This is a genomic window from Vulcanisaeta moutnovskia 768-28, assembly GCF_000190315.1.
Lineage (GTDB): Archaea > Thermoproteota > Thermoprotei > Thermoproteales > Thermocladiaceae > Vulcanisaeta > Vulcanisaeta moutnovskia.
In genome coordinates this window covers 1,023,804-1,040,986 of the sequence record NC_015151.1, presented here as the reverse complement: position 1 = coordinate 1,040,986, position 17,183 = coordinate 1,023,804, and the positions used below count along the sequence as shown (strand labels likewise).

Here is a 17,183-nt window from a genome sequence, read left to right as displayed (position 1 = left end):
CTGACTATAAAAAGACCTACCTTTTCCGTTTAAAAGCGTTTACCAAAAGTCCAATTAAGAAGAAGTAAGTTCTTAATGTTCTTATGCCCAGCATTAATAACGGGTAAAGAATCCTATACCTAACCGAAAACACCCTATAGTAACCCTTAACTAAGTTTTCCAGAACCGTACCAATCAATACGACGCCTAGATATGCAACTCCCCACGGCCAGTTGATTGTTAGTAATAGAATGAAAAACACAGGATTAATGAGATAAAAAGTATACTCCAGTAATTGATCCGTAGGACTTGATTTAAATACTTGAAGCATACTCCACCAATTCCTATTTACATAGGACCTAACATAACCGGTAAAGACGCCTAGTATACTCCTCCTCGCAGGTCTATCATTAATGTGGGCTGTCCTCCTCTTCCTCAGCGTTTGATCTCCCAAATCCCTAAGTATTAACTCGCCATCAGCCACAACCTCACACCCACTCTTCCTAATCCTAGAACCCATCTCCCAATCCTCATGTATTGAGTATGGTGGACCCATATCCTCACGAAAAAGACCAACTCTATCAAGCGCATCTCTCCTAAGCATTGTGACGGGCATGGTGGTATTTACACCATAAAAAATACCTCTCAAATACCTACAACTATGCAGTCTTTCAACTAAACTCTTGCATTCACCAACGGTTGGGAAAACAACGGCACAAACCCCATTGTCACTAAAGTGCGAGAGTGCCTTCTTTATAGTATTGGGATGAAGTACTGCATCATCATCCATCAACAGTATGTACGGTGCATCACTACAGCTCCTGATTCCCGCATTCCTCTCCACATCAACATTTGGCGCATTCACAATGTAGGTATTTACATTAATATTGAAGTCCTTGGATGCATTAAGTACATATTCATATGTGGAATGATCATCCTTGGCGATTATCACATTGACGGTAATCTTATCCCTGGGATAATCAAGATTCGCTATCGATCTGAGAACCTCGTATATAACCTCCCCCGTGAAGTACGTCGATATGGCAACACAGACCCTTGGTAAATCACTCACTCAACCTCACCTCTCCTAAACGATTCAATCAACTCTTGTAACTCCTTAACGATATCCCCATTATTGTCTGTATTCAATTCACGGCCATTATGCGAAAACTCCTCTATAGTATTAAGCGTGGTGTTAATCACAAGCTTGTAACCCCTATAATAAACAGCCTTCCTCTCACAATCAATAACCCTCCTCTTCTCATTAAAGTCAGGTCTGCCCATGTACTTACCCAGCACGAGCTTTAAGTCATGAGTTATACCATAAGCCTCCGAGAAGGCTAGATCCCTAGTCACGACATCTTCATAATTACCCTCAATAGCATTCATTATCAGATCAGGTATCTTAGTTAGGCTTTGATAGCCGTCCTTAGGCATGAACTTCCTACCCCTAGGTAACTTAACCACGAAGGGCACCTCGATTATCTCGTTATGTAGATAAATAGCATGGCCATAATAACCCCTCTCCTTAAGCTCCTGACCGTGATCCCCAACCACGATTATCAATGTATTATCGTATAAATTCCTCGTTTTTAAATAACCAATTATCCTCCATATGTACTTATCCACAATTCTAACCTCGTTTTGATAATCCCTCCTAATCCTCTCCATGGTCTCACTAGGTATTTTCTTATAGCCAAATAGGTCGGGAAATATTAATGGACTATACATCGCTAGGGTTAATTTCGGCGCATCAGTCTTGTATGGTTGGTGAACCTCCATGAAATTTATGAATAGGAAAAACGGTTCCCTCAACGATAGATTCTCAATAAGCCTAATTATCTCATTACCACCCTTATCCTCAGGATACCCCAATGCCCTGACAATACCATAGGCCTTAATATATAGTTTAACCAACCTTACAAGTTCTCTGAAACTGCTCTTCTTAATTAACTCCTTAGCCGCAATAAACGGGTCCTGGACCCCCCTCTCGAGTATGCCCAGGCTTCTCAGCTTCCTAATTATCCTATTTATTTCGTTAAATATTGGTCTTACAGGATCAAAGGCATGCACATGCAGGAAGACATCAAACCCTCTCTCAAAGCCGGTCCCAGGTGCTATCCAGTCATTGGCCGATATACCAACGGTGTTGTAACCCAACTCCCTTAATTTCTCAGGTAAGGTCTTAAACGGCACCTTAGCCATGAGTTGTTTGAGACTATACTCCTTGAGATCGTACGTCTCATGAACACCATGATCCCTAGGGTATTTCCCAGTAAACATGGATGTGTGGGATGGTAATGACCAGGGAGCAGGCGCCACAGGGTTTGGAAACACCACGCCCTCCTTACCAAGCCACTCAAGGCTTCCTGCACGTACAGGCCCGCCGTATATGCTCAGTACGTCCTTCCTTAATGTATCAATCACTATAAGGACTATGTTTGGGTAATTCACATCATCACCGCTCTTTTATTGCATAAATTTTAAGCTAATAATTCCCCAATTTATATAGTAGCTTTCTAAACCTACGTCTTAGGATTTCTCTAAGAATGGTAAGTAAATTACGTGAAAAGTAGTTCGGTAAGTACTTCTCTAGGATAAGCATTCTCATGTTTTCACTAATCGACTTTATGGCATCAGTATCAATATTAATTAATAAATTACCTAGTTGAACTTCCTCAAGAGGTATGTAGTGGATCCATCCCTTAGCGTCTAAGTGAAGCACGCCATTCTTGGTCGATATTAATGGCACGCCACAATAACCAGCCTCAAGAACCTTATTCCTAACACCACCGCATACGGAATTGTTTGGATAGGGTAGTAATATTGCCTGGGCATTTAGGAGAAGCGTTATATAATCAATGTATGGTAAATAACCAACATTGATTATAAGATTATCAATACGTTCTAACCCCTTCCTTATACCTGTTATTATTATCCTGATGTTATTACTACGTAACTCTCTTATCATATTCATGAGTGTATCATAGGCTATTAAATTACCAATAAATACATCAGGAAGGGGTGATATCACTATCTTGGTATCATTATTATCTATATCCACATTCAACTTTGGCTTTAACAATACATTCCATAAAAGCCTCCTATCAATGCCCATCAATGGCTTAATGATTTTAATGAATAGGTAACTAATCGAATTCGGCAATACGTACAGTCTCTTGTTAAGTCTTACCCTGAAGTACTTGTGCAAAATGCCGATAAGACCCCTCGAGGCAACTATAATATTGGTACTCAATCTATACGAGATATACTCATTTACGTAAAGAAGGAGTTCACGTATAATCCTTACACGCCCACTCATTATGTGCTCATAATATGGGGATCCATGTACATCAAGTATCACGCACTTACCAAGCAATCTACTGACGATTAGGATCATCGCTGAGATCCATGGTGATACACCACTAATAATAATTATGTTGCTCCTAATTATCGATCTAATGTTTAAGAGGACCTCGATGGGGTATGTAATTGGTAAATACCTAACATTCATGGTACTTAATCCCTTAAGTGTATACCAAATATTGTATGGCCTAAGTAATGAACCAGTGGTGGTTGTTGCCGAAGGCCCTATTACAAGTAATTCAATATCCCTTCGCATTCAGGTGGCGTTATTAATGATATTAGTGAATACGTCAAGGTAGATCTTAGATATGTTCTCGATAGAGAACCTCTCAGTAAACTGCCTTGAGTATTTAACTAACTCGTGGTAATAATTTTCGTTATTATACCAATACTTGGCGAGTTCGATCACCCTATCTACGATATTATCAACATCATTAAAATCAACTATGTACTTACCCAGGACTTTGTCTTTAATAACGTAATCCTTAACAAACCCCCTCACATTAAATGAAACTACAGGAGTACCTGACGCTAAGGAGTCTAGGGGTAGCTGTGCGAAGGACTCGTACCTGCTCGTGAATAGAAGCACGTGGGATTTTGACAATACGCTGGAAAATTCGTCAAGTGGTAAGTAATTAAGTATTTCAATATTTCTGAACTTCCTAAGTTTGTTGTATAGGTGTGTTAATGGACCGTATGCAACAATCTTAATCTCAATATTATCCCTCAACTCCATGATCAACCTCTTAATTATTTTGACAGCAATATCCGTACCCTTCTGCCAGGACGCCCTTGCAGAATATAATAATGTAAATGTACCATACTTATTTCCAGGCTTAAATATACTGGTGTCGGTAAACAATGGTGCGTATATAACCCTACTATTAAACCTACTATGTACTCTGTTCCTAAGATATTCCTCATCATCCTTATTAAGGACATGGAGATAAGCGCCCAACATCCTTAAATAATACGTCGTTTGCATAGGCATTAGCAGATTATAGATTATGTGATGTGGCCTATTTATGTGGTCGATTTTTACAGGTACATGCATGCCAATCATTAGTTTACCCTTGGTTCTGGATTGATTGATTAAGCCTAGATCTAGAAGCGGTGGTGTGTACTTGGCGAAGTAAATTAGGTCGTAGCTATTGATGTCAACTTTACTTATTAGGTCACGTAAAGTCCTAACCTTCAAAACCTCAACCTCTGCATAGTTAGAGAGTAGCTTCCCAATCTTGGTTGTGTTCGTTAATATCCTCATTATATGAATTTATTAATTATTGAAGTTAGGGACTTACAGAAGTAATCATAGTTCATAACCCTAGAAAGCTCACTAACTAGGTAATTACTAACTCTACTGAATTTAGTATCATCACTCTCGAAATCGAGTACATGCTCCACGGCCTCATCAACACTACTAAATCCACAATCCCTATCACAAAGCCTAGCAATATCAGTCCAACTACCATTAAACGAGGACCTATACGCAATCGGTATTGCACCATTCATTACAGCCTCAGCCGTGGCTATTCCAAGACCCTCAAACCACTTAAAGTGCAGGTAATACTTTGTTGCATTTAACACCTTATACCATAAATCATTGGGTATCCATTGAGTCGCAATAATCCTCGCATTACCAATACTTAACTTAAATAATGCCCGAGACTTGTTTCTATTAATTATAAACAATGAGTTTGGAACCTTCTCATTGATTATTGTCATGAAGTTTGTGAGTTCGTTCTGAAGGAACGTCTTATCCTGCCTTGCTGCATGCAGGAATATGGGTCTTAACTTACGTCTGGTATTGCCAGTTATTTGTATGAGTGGCGGTCTTAAAGTGGTTATATTATTAATGTTATGAACAACCCTAATTACGTTATTTAAACCCTCCGAATTCGTTATTAAATAATCAATATCCCTTAGATCGCCAAACATATTATCAATACTAATATAATTAATTGTGGCCTCAGTTAATGTCCACTCCGTCGTCCTGTACGTGAAACCTAAACCAAGCCTTCGCCTTGTTATATACGGAAAGTGCGCATAGAGTATTCTCGGAACTTTATTCCTACGTAGTTCACGGTCAATACTTAGTAGGTAATCATCGTTATAAATTACGAGTGTTGGATTTAATGAGTTTAGCAGTTTCTTAAGTCTGGAGAGTAATCTTAGGGCAATAATATAGGGTATCTTAGTACTTCTGCTGTACTTGAATAGGTAATGCGTGTATACGTTGTTGCCAAATGATATATTGTGCACAGATACTAGTTCATGTGGGTCAAGGCCTATTGTAGATACTAAATGCACTTCAAACCCATTCTCAGATAAGCACTTAGCCATTGCAGTAACCACATAAGCACCACCACCGTATGCTATATCTGTCCCTCCATTACAGCCGAGTATTACGATTTTATCCATGATCCTCGTATAAACCCTTTACCCTACTGAAGACTATATTAAAGACTTGGGACAACCTCTTATCCGTTGTGTCTATGTACATCAAATCATCGTAATATTTACTAATCATATTAAATAACGCTCTACTAATTACTCGTATCCTGGCGATCCTCCACGGAGGCTCTATCATATCACGCTTAGCAATATAATAGCGCTTCCTTAATACTGAATAATCAGCATCTAAGTAAATTATTAAGTCAACACCGAACATCGGCCTTAAGAATACATACGTTAATGTACTGACCAACCTAAATGATTTACCAGCGCGCCTACTTAGTAGGAACATGTCTGTTAAGAAATCAATTATGAACCTAGTAAGCACGACGTCACAGCCGAAAAGCTGTACGGCAATTACCTTAACAAAGTAGGCAGTTAGAAAGCCGAGAAGTTCTATGAATATCCATAATCCATGTATCCTACTCATTAGGACGCTATCCACCTTACGCATGAGCTTACCCTCAGGCCTATAGTCATACTCAACTCTACCAACCCTCATTAAGAACCTGGCAAGCACATCAACAAATAGGTTCCTGCTTCTAATTTCACCACCAGGTTTAGGAACAGCAACGCATCTACCATAATACTTAGTAAGGTAATACTTGATTAACCTAGCATTAGAGGATTTACCGGCACCTTCAGGTCCGACTAGATATATTAACTTAGGCATTGTTTAGAACGGCGACTTATTATTAACGTCCTCTTGGGTATTCATTATCTAAATAATGCCTAATCATAATGATTTCGGGTCGCTAAAGTTTCTTTCATAATCATCATGAGCTTCCTCTTAAAGGCGTTTCTTGAGAATTTAAGTACATGAGACCTAGTATTAATCAGGATCTCCCTCCACAATACGTCATTATCCAACACATTGCCAATCATAGAGGCTGCCTCGTCAAGGTCCCTATATGCAAATCCATAAACACCCTGTCTCTCCTCAAGTATGTCTAACCAGGGGCCACGGCTCCTATATACCACGGGTACACAGCCTGCGGCCATACCCTCCACTATGGATATGCCGAACCTCTCATTACGTGCCGTATGGAGATAAACCTTAGCCCTACTCAAAAGTTCCAGTTTTTCCTGGAATGATGCGTTAGGCTTAACGATAACATTACTAAGGCCCTTCTCCTTAATTAGCCTGGTAATTCTCCTCATATAGTTCACGTCAGAAACGGCACCAATTATTACGAACTTGACATCCTTAACCCTACTCGCAATCTCGATAAGATCTTCATACCTCTTTTTTGGTGAAAACCTACCAATTGAGATAACGAGCCTTTCCCTCTTCTCATTATTTGAATACTTCATGTACCTCTCCACATCGATAGGTGGATAAAGAACTATTGAGTCGAGCCCCATCACCTTCTTAATTTCTATCTTTGTAAACCTAGAATTAGTTAGTATGAGTCCCAACATGTTATGCTTAGCGAATGATTTGAGAATAGCATTGCGAGGAAATAGGTATGCCTTGTATATGGAAGGCCACGAATACCACATGTTGAATAATAATGGTGAGTGAATGTACGTAATATCAACAAAAGGTATGGGTTTAACGCCACCATTGGTATTTATCAAAATATCAATTTCCCTACGCATGCTATTAAGTCTTAGCATATCAATGAACTCATCATATGCCTTAAATAATGGCGGATTACGAAACAAAATTTCACCATCAATCTTGACATTAACTCCGCTAATCTTCCTATAATACCCCCAGTTATATTCATCTCCTGCTATGTAAATAACCCTGAACCCTAACTCCTTCAATGCTGAGGCTAATTCTAAGGAGAATATCTCAGCCCCTCCACCGCCGTGTCGGCTAAATATTGACTTATGTATTATCCCAACCCTGATCTCCCTATTATTCATCATAACGCAGCCTTTCCTGCAGCCAACCCATATTGTATAAGTAGGTATTAATCCTCAATATTAATAGTAATGGTTTACGCAGAATTAGACTTAACATTCTATCTGCAGCCACTACCCTTATTAACTCATTAATCTCTTTAGCCCTGAGAAACAACGCCGTAAATAAGGCAAATAATAATGTATATGGTATAGCCAGTAGCAGTGATATTTTCGGAGTAAGGAATAATGTGAATGGGTAAATAATGGCGCCAGATAGTAAGCTCGGTACTAATGCACGTAAATTAGATTTAAGGTCAGGAAGAGCTTTATGTACTTTGTATGTTAATATGAGGGAGAGAATATTGCCAAAGTAAGAGCTAAATATGAATGTATATAGGGACCCCCAAACACCGCCAAATTTCATGATCAAAATCACGGCAGCACCTAGAGAAACCGGGGCGTTGATTACACCAAGTAAGCCTATCAATCTCGTGTCACCAACTGCCCATAGAAACGAAGTATTTTGTCCAAAAACTGCGCCAAGCAACGTAACTGATTGCAGCATAAGCATTAGGTAGGCATATTTATAGGTACTCCCGTAAAGAACAGCGGTAAGTTTATTGGCAAAAACAAGAGCACCAATGGAAAAGAATCCGATTATTAATATCGAGTACATTGACCCCTTTATGAAGGACTTATTAATAGTATCTGGATCCTTAGATGCGGTTATGCCGTAAGTTACGCCACCACTAACTGTATTGGCTATTCTATCAAGGATAGCGGCTATGTTAGATGACACATTAAAATTCCCAAGAAGCTCATTATTCGAGTACCTAATCTGCAACGTAGAAATTACGGGAGATACTATCGAACTAACAACAACGTTCGCAATTAACGGCATCATTTTCACTATCACCTCACGTATGCCACGAGATAATCTCTTAGTATCGCGAATTAACTGAATTATTCTTTGCCGTAACTTATAAATAGCTATTGATGCCAATACCGACGCTTCAAGCAAGTACCCAATTATCAAGCCTATTATAACACTAATAGCGCCAAAGCCAAGTATGACAAGTACTATGGCAATCGATACCCTAACGGTGGTTCTGGTTACAATCATAGCATTAGTGACACGGAATAGTCCCAGCGCGCCCACAAGTGCCTCCATCATTAATGCGAGGGAATACGCAAAGAAGTAAAGTGTGACGAAAAGCATGTAATGTATTATATATGGCCTTTTGAATACATAGGCTATATACCTGGATAATAATAGGAATGCCGTGGTCATTATTATTACGAGTGTCGTTCGTAAAAATGCAGCCGATAAGGCAGTATCCCACTCATTCCTAGAACCATACCTAACAATAATGCCGCTGAGACCGAGATCGACAAGGCCAACTAGTGATTGAGGTAGGGCTACCAGTGCATAGACTAGACCATAATAGTTAGGTCCAAGCAGCCTAGCAAGAACAACACTACCAGCAAATGCTACCAATGTTGATGCAATACTGCCGGTAACTCCATAAAATATGCTTGACGCTGCTCTCTTACCTACAATACCCATATCTCAGGAATTCTCGAACTATTACCATTAAGTATTAAGCATTGTGCTTTGATTAATGGCATAACTATAGGTGAATGTCTTATTGCCATAGCCGTAACCAATCAATACGTTTATGGCCGTAATGTTCGTAGGTAAGGTGGAATTGAATAGAATCACCTCATTATTGAAGTAATTCCCTAATGATGACGATTCACCAATTCTAGTGCCAGGGAATAACGCTATCAATATATCATCAGTAGAATTAACACTATAAGTAGCACCAATGGTTGCGTTGCCGATGACGTCATTATTAACATATATAGTGATGTTATATAATGTAACCGTCGTATTCAAACCATTATGGATAGTCAAGACAATAAAGAAGGTACTTATATTCGATATTTCATAAGTAAAGTAGCTGGGGTACATAAACAATGAGTCATAATCATAACCCAAGGGACTCGTATTAGTATTATTAGAATTATTAAGGGTCGTATTCTGACTATTTGTCAAGGTCCCTTGCAATGAGTTAGTCGTGGACGTTGCGTATACATCATTAACGCATGAACACTGAACGGCCTTGTTTAGAAGTTGTTCATACTTACTCTGAAGTTCCTCGTACTGTTGAAATAATAATGTGTAATTTCTCTTAAGGGACGTGTAATTATTATATAATGAATAATACATCAACGGCCAATTAGGATTCCTAACGGTGTTCCCTAGGATACCAAAAACAAAGGACGCTAAAGCAGCGACCAAGGCCATGGCAACGGCTATGAGAAGTACTGTGGCGATGACATTACTAATACCGGTATGCCTCATAAGCCAACCACCACTGGGGTTCCTATGGCTGTGTTTGTTGTATTTACCTGTATCCACCAACCCGCCGGTAACTTAATGCTTATTGTGTCTATGCCGGTACTGCTGTACTGTCTCTGTATGGCTAGGGTTAGTTGTGATTGGCTTGGCCCTATGTATACCTGCACGTTGGCTGGTGTTGACGTTGCGCTTATCGGTATGTCCAATTCGGTGTCGAATGGGTATGGGTTTTGGACTGGGGTTCCGGGCGTAAGGAGTAGTTTCAATATGCCAGGCGGTATTGGGTATAGGTTGCCGTAGTTGTACTGCCCGCCTGTTGCGTATGCTGTGTTCCCGAATATGTAGTTGTTGGGGCTTGCAACGACTATTGGTAACCAAGCTGTGCCGCAGGCGCTTGACATCCCGCTGAACCCGCACATGCATGGGTCCACCTTACCCTCAAGTGGGTATGCGCACTTGGCGTTCAGTATCGTGTTCCCCGTGATTACGTTGTTCACACTTGCGCTGTGTATCCCCAGGTTTATTCCATAGGGCATGTAGTAACCGCTGCAGCCGAGACCCCCTGGCAGGCTCGTGCTCAGTGGTGGGCCCTCTATGTAGTTGTTGGCTATCAACGTGTCGTGTATCGGGCCCCTGAAGTCGAATATACTGCTACTCATTGGTCCTGCCGGCCCGTACATGTATAGCCTGTTGTTAGCCACTACCCCCGTGCAACCATTCACCGTGTACAAACCACCGCACCTGATGCCGAATGGCGTGTTCTTCAGTGTGTTACCGAATATGAACCAGTCCTCGCCTGTGCCGGGGTATGTGTATATGCCGCCGCAATTCTCGCAGTAGTTGTTGATTATGTACCTGCCAATAATCGCAGGGCTGTTGTAGAGCCTGTTGTTCATTATTAACGCGCCTGGGTTTGCAGTAGCCTCGAACCCGGTGGTTATCCCGTTCTCCGCACCGGTTACCTGCTTAATCACGTTGTTGATGACTAGGTCAGTCTCCACCTGGCTGAAGAGGAGTATGGCGTTCCCAGCGGTCTCTATGTAGTTGCCCTCAATCACGTGACCGCCGTGAAGGCTTATGAAGTCTATCGCCGTGTCGCCAGCCCATAGGAGTTTGTTGTTCCTAATCACGACATTAGTGACGGGTATCCACTGCTCCTGCGGTATGTTGTTGTAGCTGATTATTAGGTGGTCGCCAACGCTGTACCTAAATATGTTGTCCTCAATAAGCACGTTCTGGGTGAAGCGTAGGTTAAACTGGGCGTGGCTTAATTCGAGTATGCTCCCACGCAGTACTATGTTCGTGTTGGGCTTACCGAAATTAAATGTGTTGGTTAAGCCTCCCGAGCACCCCGTTGATGGGCATGATGCCCATGGGTATTGGCCCGTGTTCAGTATCGCATTGCCCTTGTAATGCACGTTCTCAATCAGCAAGCCATCCGTGTTAGCCAGGAACATTCCCTGCCCAGGATTGTTGTTTGTGTCGTAGGCTAGTAACGTGAGGTCTCGAACGGTTATGTTGCTGGCGTTATATAGGTCGAAGAAGTACGGCAGGTACTGAACCCTCTGGAACTGAATGATTGTTTTGTCCATTCCAGAGCCCACGAAGGCTATGTTGCCCAACCCCTCAAGCACCAACCCAACACTGTTACTAATCGCTGTGCTGTATATTGACGTAACATAGTACGTACCCGGAGCAATACAAACAACACCACCGGCACTGCCCTTAGTGTTAATTATGTAGTTGATAGCCTCCTGAATACCGGACGTCAACGTCTGACCACCTGGACACGTAAATGAGGAATACGAAGACTTCGCATAATTTGTGTATGTTGACCAACAACCGAGGCTGTTCACAATAGTACCGCTGGAATCAACAATCACAGTGCCATCAGCAGCAACAACCATAGGCTGAGACTGACCGGTGGGGCTCTTCGGCGGCTGAACATGCACGTCGCACTTAGATGGAATTGTCTGCATATTACCTATTGACCTAGGATCAATAATAATATTACTAGGACTATAAGCCCTAACTATCTCAGGTAATGCACCTAGTAAGGCAGTTACTGATCCTGCCATAAACAGTGACTCAAGCAACTTCCTACGCTCAATATTAACCATGGGCACCACCTTTCAGTTTCACAACTATGAAACATTCAGAAACTGAAATAAAAACCCTCTCAACCAAACAAATTGAAAGAGAAACCAAATAAACCTAATGTGAAACCTCACGATAAATTTCCAACACTCTCTTAACATACGAATCAACAGTAAGTCGCTCAACAAACGACCTACCCCTAACACCCATCTCTAACTAAATCCTCATTACCAAGCAAATACCTAACCTTACTAATAAAATCATCAACATCAAAGGGCCTAGCCAAAAGCCCTGCACCAGAATCCTCAATCAACTCCTTAGGACCACCAACACCAAAGGAGACCACAGGCTTACCCATAGCAAAAGACTCAACAACGGTATATGAGTATAACTCAACCCAATTAATAGGCATTATTACCAAGAACGAATTACTAACTATCTTAACCTTCTCCTCATTACTAACAAAACCATGATAAACAATGTTACCATACTTCCTAGAGGCACTTATTATATAGTCCCTAAGGTATCCATCACCCATAACATGAATAGTAATACCACTAAGTCTCCTGGCAATCTCAGGAATGAGGTGGGCACCCTTATCATGAATTTCTCAAGTCGCCCTCAAAACCCCTACTGGTATTTTTTTCCATGAATTCTATAGAATGCGAGACCGTGTGGTTCATGTATTAGTACTTTACCGTAATCTAATGCGAAGGCGTAGGTTATGAAGTCTGGAGCGTCAATTACATGATGCATTATGTACTTTGAAAGCATGATGGCTAATCGATTACGTACAACTATGGCGCTCATACCACTACCGCACTTAAACCCATACATCTTAACTGCCTTAATTCTATCATTAATACTGACGAGCCTTAAGTACTCATTAACCCTATCAATATCAAGGGGCAAGATATCCCCTAGCTCATTAATTGCAATAAGATTATGGTGGTAGTAATCAAGATCATAATTAAACACTTTGAATAATCGTTCTAGTTTGCGGCTATGGAAAATGTCATCATCGTCAAGGAATGCTATTACTTCGCCTTCTGATTCGTTTATTCCTGTTGCTAGGTACTTGCCTACTGGTTCGTCACCTGCCTCGATTATTTTACTCCTATTGCTCTTGACTGCATGATCGACCTCCGGATCCCTGAAGTTCTTCACAACGATTATTTCATAGAGACTTTTGTCCAGGGTTTGATTAATCACGGACTTTACAGCGTACTTAAGGAACTCACGCCTACTATAGGCCGTAACAACAGAAATGAAGGGTCTACCCATTTAATCTCTAGTGAAATTAACGATGAATAGGCGCTTCCCTGTTTGCCTAACGACCTCGTACTTAAACCCACAGTTAATAAACTTATAGATCAATGGCGTTAATGCACCATGTACCTCAATAACGTATTGTCTAGCAAGCCTTAGAGCCTTGCAGGGCACAGTTAATAGTGAGTATTCACAACCCTCACAATCCATCTTAACAACAAAGTCATTACCAATATCCCTACCAATCCTTAACAACTCCTCGGTCGAATCAACGACCCTAACCTCGACATCACCAGGCAACGCACCCGTACCTATGTAACCGAGCCTCAGCCTTAATGTACCATTATAGAACCACCAACCATAATTAAACACCTTAACCCTATCCTCAACACCATTAGCCCTAATCGTTTTAACAAGGCCCTCATAGAAGCGAGAGATAGGTTCATAGGCATAAACTACTCTAGCGCCCCAATTTAAGAAAGCTAATGCTGTATCACCAAGGTAAGCACCAACGTCAATTACAACCTTATTCTTCACGTCAAGCACTAAATAATCATTTTCAAATTCAAAAGTGAATGTTAACAAAATATCAGGTACCTTCCCGTAGATTACCCCATACTTAGTCTTAACGAAGTAGTCATCGCCATCACGCCCAAAATCGATACCGAGATAGAGTAAACTACTGATCAATTTAAAGGTCTTAACGTTATCAATCGTAATTCCACGATAAGTATAGGGAACACCAAGCAGTCTCCTAACGACCTCCCTAAACACGTAATAAGGACCCATGGTTCTTAACGTGAATAATAATCCACGTGCTTTCCTCCCAAGTAACTCGTAAAACTTACTCATACCTCGCCTTTGCGTTTTTCTCAATCTCTAATAACTTACTCCTTACTTCGCTCGGTTCATAATCACTACTTATAGCTTCGATTGCCAGCTTAAGTCCTATGGCATAGGTTTTTGATAATAATGTTTTTCTAAACTTACTATATAAATCAATGACTCCATAATATAGCTTAAGTTTTCTCATGTTTAGTTTAAAGCCATAATAATAAATGCCGTAGGGAAGTAAATGACTTTCCAACGTTGTCATAAATCTCGATATGGGACTTCTAGGTCTTGACAATGAATCTCTCTTTAAATGGTTAACGATGCCGCCGTTGAATAAAGCACTATGTAATCCTTGCCTAACGTAATGTAAGGCAAGCAAGGTCTCATTATGCAACCCTCTCTTCGTGTATCCTGGTAAAGCAAAGCCGTCAATGTATGATCTAGATTTAAGGCTCATATTTACTCCACGAATCTCAATAGATAATACATAACCCCTATTATTAAACCTATAGTCTCTCCATTTACCTTTACACGCAAGCAATCCCATATCATTAACGATAGTGCTGTAATCATTCAATTCCTTCAGTAATGGTTTATGATAACCAATCAACGATCTAGGTAGATACCAGGATTCATAACAATAATTACGACTCGGTATTACAATACCCTGCGCAATTCCTATTTTTTCGTGGTTTTTGTGGAATTTTATGTGCTCCTCGATCCAGGTTTTTGTTGGTGTTGCGTCGTCGTCTGTTGTTAGTGTTATGTCGTAGTCCTTGGCGACCTCATATATCATGTTTAGGGCTTCTTCGAAGTACCCATCGCTTTGTATTTTGACCTCTATGTCGAGTTTGTCCTTGAACTCATCAACAACGTCCAAAGTCCTATCACCAGGACTCGGCTTATAAACAACTAAAACACGAAAGTCCTTGAAGGATTGATTGACTAAGGCTTCTAGGGTCTGACGAATCGTATAGCCGAACCTTGAGTTACTGTATGTTGGTATGCCTATTAATATCTTCATAGTTTTGTTCTGATTATTTTTGTTGGTATTGGTTTTAGTAGTATTGTGTGCAGTATTATTGAGGTTAGTATTGCGTATATCCTCACTAGTCCTGCCGCGATCCATGTCGTGTACTTGATCGGTACGTACTTCCTTGCCTTTCTATACCTAATTATTAGGTAGTGCGGTGTTAGTGGTTCCATCACCGTCCTTATCATCATCTTTAGTACTGATAGTGCGCCTGTGCTTCTTATTAGGACTATTAGTGATGTTCCTAGCTTCCTGTAGTAGCTCATCATTGTTTTTACGTCATAGTAATGCTCATCAAATACGTAGTGCTGGCTTGGGAAGTAGTAAGTATGGTACCCGGCCCTTAGGAATCTAAATGAGAACTCCCCATCCTCAGACGTGGGTAATGGCTTAAAGCCCACCTTAAGGGCCGCATTCCTCCTCACTATTAACCCACCGCTGTGGAATGTTGGCTCTCTCCAGGGACCGTCACTTGCCGTGTCGCCCAGGAAGTAGGCTAGGTCGTAGTTGTTCAGTGGTCCTTGGTACCTAAATAGTGGTATTAACCTGGCGACTACGGCATCGTACCTACCCCTGCTCAATAGTTTCCTTATTCTCTCATACCAACCCCTTGGCAGGTACATGTCAGCGCCAAGGAACATTACGTATTCGCAGTCTGCCATTTTCAACGCCTCATTCCATGCATGTCCAAGCGGTCCTCTTATTATTGCTACCTTTACGTTTTTACGAGTTCCTGCGTATTCCTGCATTACTTTGTATGTGCGGTCTGTTGAGCCGTTGTCAATCATTATTACCTGGATGTCATTATTGCTTGCCTCGTTACTTATTGATTTCAGCAGTGTTGGTAGTCTCTTCTCCTCGTTTAGTGCTACGACTATTATTGATAGTAGGCAGTCGCTAATCATTTTTCGCCACAATATCGATTAATTGTCTCCTTGTCTCGCTTAGTGGGCCGTTGTTGTTGATTACATGTACATTGTTACCCATTGATAGTCTCATCACGGTTAGTAATGCCTTGCTCCTTAGGTTATCGTGTAGTATATCTGGGTTCACAATCCTATAACCCCTATTGATGCTCCTGCTTAGTCTCGTTTTGGTGTTGGCATGTACATATATTGCTATGGGCGTAAGCATGTTCATTAGGGTTAATGATAATTTGTACAGCGCTTTAATTGCCCTATCCCTGTCTAGTTCGTGGTCTTCCATGTATAGTCTTGCATATTCTATGTGGTCTAGGATTATTGTTGGTAGGTAGTCCTCTATTAATACGTTTATGCCCATTAGGTTCATTATCTTTGATGCCGTGGCTATGACTATTGATTGGAGTAGGTCCATTGCTATGAGTAATTTCAGTATTTTAGCCAGCAATTGCGGCTTAGCCATTTCCAAGTAGGTTAATGGATATATTTCCTTCACTTTTTTATCCTTGGTTATTAAAGTTGCCAATGCTTTGGTTATAGCATATGTCAATAGTGCGTATGGTGATTGGGTAATCGCTATTGACGGTTCTTTGATTAGCTCCTTTATCATGTACTTGATTGTCGTTTTCCCACTGGCTATTGGTCCATCAATTACTATGAATCTTCCTCTCATATGAGTACATTGTCCATGCATACCTAAATACTGGGTCCTTAACGATGTCTGCTATGTCGTTTTTATAGTCATAATTATTATCCATGCATAGGTTGCTGAGTAATTTCTTGGATAATATTGATATTAGTGATACATGGAGTTCCATAAGTAGGTGATTGCTTAGGAGTTTAGATACTTCGTACCTAGGCACTCCTCTTAGGTGAAGTATTAGGAGTAGAAATGACACGGCCAATGTACGCTCCGCCAGTTAGGAAGTCGAGTACGTTTCTCATGATTCTTTGTAGGTAATTCGCTATATTTGCTACGTATCTTAACTCGGATACGGATGTTTGTAACAAA

17 protein-coding genes are annotated in these 17,183 nt (G+C 40.8%); all 17 read right to left on the bottom strand.

Going from position 1 to position 17,183, the window contains the following annotated elements:
• Positions 1-16: 16 nt before the first annotated feature.
• Positions 17-1,051 carry a glycosyltransferase family 2 protein gene (locus tag VMUT_RS05520; protein ID WP_013604434.1) on the bottom strand — a complete coding sequence of 345 codons (1,035 nt, stop codon included), beginning with the start codon at positions 1,049-1,051 and terminating at the stop codon, positions 17-19.
• A complete protein-coding gene (locus VMUT_RS05515) occupies positions 1,048-2,433 on the bottom strand; it encodes a sulfatase (RefSeq protein WP_013604433.1) in 1,386 nt (461 codons plus the stop codon). The genes VMUT_RS05520 and VMUT_RS05515 overlap by 4 nt, the downstream gene beginning before the upstream one ends.
• A 34-nt stretch (positions 2,434-2,467) precedes the next feature.
• The gene (locus VMUT_RS05510) at positions 2,468-3,601 is read right to left on the bottom strand and encodes a glycosyltransferase (RefSeq protein ID WP_013604432.1); all 1,134 of its coding nucleotides are present in this window, start codon (positions 3,599-3,601) and stop codon (positions 2,468-2,470) included.
• Positions 3,602-4,609, bottom strand: a complete 1,008-nt coding sequence (locus VMUT_RS05505; RefSeq protein ID WP_013604431.1) for a glycosyltransferase family 4 protein — start codon at positions 4,607-4,609, stop codon at positions 3,602-3,604.
• Complete coding sequence (locus tag VMUT_RS05500) at positions 4,609-5,766, bottom strand: glycosyltransferase (RefSeq protein WP_013604430.1); 1,158 nt, start codon at positions 5,764-5,766, stop codon at positions 4,609-4,611. The genes VMUT_RS05505 and VMUT_RS05500 overlap by 1 nt, the downstream gene beginning before the upstream one ends.
• Entirely contained in the window at positions 5,759-6,472 is a 714-nt protein-coding gene (locus tag VMUT_RS05495) for a nucleoside/nucleotide kinase family protein (protein ID WP_013604429.1), read from the bottom strand. The genes VMUT_RS05500 and VMUT_RS05495 overlap by 8 nt, the downstream gene beginning before the upstream one ends.
• A gap of 59 nt (positions 6,473-6,531) precedes the next feature.
• Entirely contained in the window at positions 6,532-7,674 is a 1,143-nt protein-coding gene (locus VMUT_RS05490; RefSeq protein ID WP_013604428.1) for a glycosyltransferase, read from the bottom strand.
• Entirely contained in the window at positions 7,667-9,220 is a 1,554-nt protein-coding gene (locus VMUT_RS05485; protein WP_013604427.1) for an oligosaccharide flippase family protein, read from the bottom strand. The genes VMUT_RS05490 and VMUT_RS05485 overlap by 8 nt, the downstream gene beginning before the upstream one ends.
• A gap of 27 nt (positions 9,221-9,247) precedes the next feature.
• Positions 9,248-10,078 carry a type IV pilin domain-containing protein gene (locus tag VMUT_RS05480; protein ID WP_237699725.1) on the bottom strand — a complete coding sequence of 277 codons (831 nt, stop codon included), beginning with the start codon at positions 10,076-10,078 and terminating at the stop codon, positions 9,248-9,250.
• Positions 10,018-12,144, bottom strand: coding sequence for a hypothetical protein (locus VMUT_RS05475; RefSeq protein ID WP_148224675.1), 2,127 nt, complete (start codon positions 12,142-12,144; stop codon positions 10,018-10,020). The genes VMUT_RS05480 and VMUT_RS05475 overlap by 61 nt, the downstream gene beginning before the upstream one ends.
• 170 nt (positions 12,145-12,314) lie before the next feature.
• On the bottom strand, positions 12,315-12,722 hold the full coding sequence (locus VMUT_RS05470; protein WP_083805475.1) for a glycosyltransferase: 408 nt from the start codon (positions 12,720-12,722) through the stop codon (positions 12,315-12,317).
• A 23-nt stretch (positions 12,723-12,745) separates the two neighbouring features.
• Entirely contained in the window at positions 12,746-13,399 is a 654-nt protein-coding gene (locus tag VMUT_RS12240; protein WP_013604423.1) for a glycosyltransferase family 2 protein, read from the bottom strand.
• The gene (locus tag VMUT_RS05460) at positions 13,400-14,236 is read right to left on the bottom strand and encodes an FkbM family methyltransferase (RefSeq protein WP_013604422.1); all 837 of its coding nucleotides are present in this window, start codon (positions 14,234-14,236) and stop codon (positions 13,400-13,402) included.
• Complete coding sequence (locus VMUT_RS05455; protein WP_013604421.1) at positions 14,229-15,242, bottom strand: glycosyltransferase family A protein; 1,014 nt, start codon at positions 15,240-15,242, stop codon at positions 14,229-14,231. Before VMUT_RS05455 ends, VMUT_RS05460 begins: the two co-directional genes overlap by 8 nt.
• Positions 15,239-16,156: a glycosyltransferase family 2 protein gene (locus VMUT_RS05450; protein ID WP_013604420.1), complete on the bottom strand. Its 918-nt coding sequence runs from the start codon at positions 16,154-16,156 to the stop codon at positions 15,239-15,241. The genes VMUT_RS05455 and VMUT_RS05450 overlap by 4 nt, the downstream gene beginning before the upstream one ends.
• The gene (locus tag VMUT_RS05445) at positions 16,149-16,844 is read right to left on the bottom strand and encodes a hypothetical protein (RefSeq protein ID WP_048056896.1); all 696 of its coding nucleotides are present in this window, start codon (positions 16,842-16,844) and stop codon (positions 16,149-16,151) included. The genes VMUT_RS05450 and VMUT_RS05445 overlap by 8 nt, the downstream gene beginning before the upstream one ends.
• Entirely contained in the window at positions 16,819-17,070 is a 252-nt protein-coding gene (locus VMUT_RS12645; protein ID WP_148224674.1) for a hypothetical protein, read from the bottom strand. Before VMUT_RS12645 ends, VMUT_RS05445 begins: the two co-directional genes overlap by 26 nt.
• Positions 17,071-17,183 lie beyond the last annotated feature (113 nt).